The organism is Streptomyces spongiae, assembly GCF_009377185.1.
GTDB classification, from domain to species: domain Bacteria; phylum Actinomycetota; class Actinomycetes; order Streptomycetales; family Streptomycetaceae; genus Streptomyces; species Streptomyces spongiae.
The window spans coordinates 1-1,590 of the sequence record NZ_VJZC01001034.1; the positions used below are offsets into that span (position 1 = coordinate 1).

The following is a 1,590-nucleotide window of genomic DNA, read 5'->3' on the forward strand; positions in this document are numbered from 1 at the left end:
AGGGCAGCCGGAGTGAGGGCGGGTCGGGGTGGCGGCAGCGCGCCCGCCGGGTGCTCGCCAGCCGTCCGCCGGGTGCCCGTCACTCCGAACCGTCCTCCCGCTGGCCCGGGGCCGGACCAGACAGGACACTGGAGGCGTGCGCACAGTCAAAGCCGCGGCCGCGGCCGCCACGGTCGCCCTCGCAGCCGGCGCGGCGAGCATCGCCGTCGGCCGGTTCGCCAGTGACGCCGCGCTGAAGGCGCCGGCGGGCGGACCGCTGCCCACGGAACCCCGGCTGACCGTCCACGCGACGGCCGCCGGGCAGATCACGCTCACCCGGGACCTCGCCTCCCAGCGGCCCGGCACGTACGGCCTCGCGAGCAACGGCTCGCACGCGGTCGTCGGCCCGGTCCTGGACGCCGCCGCCCACTCCGCCGACACCGTCGTACGCCGCCTGGAACGCGTCACCCGCGGCACCCTCGAACCCGGTGACAAGGTGTGGCTCACCCCGAACCTCCACGTCGGCGACCCGGGTGCCGCCCTCGGCCTCGACCACACCGACGTCGAGGTGCCCGGCGAACTGGGCGCCCTGCCCGCCTGGTTCGTGCCCGCGGCCCGGGACACCTGGGTCATCGCGGTGCACGGCCTGGGCGCCACCCGCGAACAGCCCCTGAACGTCCTGGAGTTCCTCCACGGCCGTCGGCTCCCCGTGCTCGTCCCCGCCTATCGCGGCGACCTCGGGGCGCCCCGTTCCCCGGACGGACTGAACCACCTCGGCGAGACCGAGTGGCGCGACCTGGACGCGGCCATCCGCCACGCCGTGGGCCACGGCGCCCAGCAGGTCGTCCTGTACGGCTGGTCCACCGGCGCCACCATGGCCCTGCGCGCCGCCGCCCGCTCCTCCCTGCGCGAGCACATCACCGGTCTCGTGCTGGACTCGCCCGTCCTGAGCTGGGAGACCACGCTGCGGGCCCTCGCGGCGGCCCGCCGCACCCCCGGCGCCCTGCTGCCGCTGGCCGTCCGCGCCGCCCAGGGCCGCACCGGCCTGCGCGGCGACCGCGTCCAGGCCGCCGTCATGCCCGAAGAGCTCAAGGTGCCGGTCCTGATCTTCCACGGCCCGGACGACACGATCGCCCCCTGGACCCTCTCCCACGCCCTCGCCGACCACAACCCGAACCAGGTCGCCCTCCACGCGGTCCCGAACGCCCCCCATGGAGCCATGTGGAACGCCGACCCGGCGGGCTACGAGGAGGTCCTGCGCCGCTTCCTGACGCCCTTGATGTAGAGCGCGGGAGAGACGAGACCGGCCACGGCCCCGGCACTCATCCCTCCCGCGGCGGTGGCGCTCATTCCGCTTTTGGGTCGACCAAGGCGACGCTCACATGTGTCGAGCCCTTGTCGAGCCCCTGCGTTGGCCATCCCTGTCGCCCCGCGTGACATTCCGTTTGGGTTTTCGGACCGTCAACCGGAAGACTGCCCCCGTGACGTCCCGTACCCCGCGCGACTCCAGGCTCCGACTCGTCAGCCCGCGAAACCTGGCCGCCGCTCCCCGAGCAGCAGTGACCCAGCGCCGCCGACCGGCCCCCCGGCCCCCGGAGGGCACCCCTCCAC

General features: G+C 75.2%; 1 protein-coding gene. It reads left to right on the forward strand.

What is annotated here, in order from left to right; translation table 11 throughout:
• Positions 1-136 precede the first annotated feature (136 nt).
• Positions 137-1,264 (forward strand): alpha/beta hydrolase, encoded by a 1,128-nt coding sequence (locus FNH08_RS49875; RefSeq protein WP_322726671.1) that lies wholly within the window; start codon positions 137-139, stop codon positions 1,262-1,264.
• Positions 1,265-1,590: the final 326 nt, after the last annotated feature.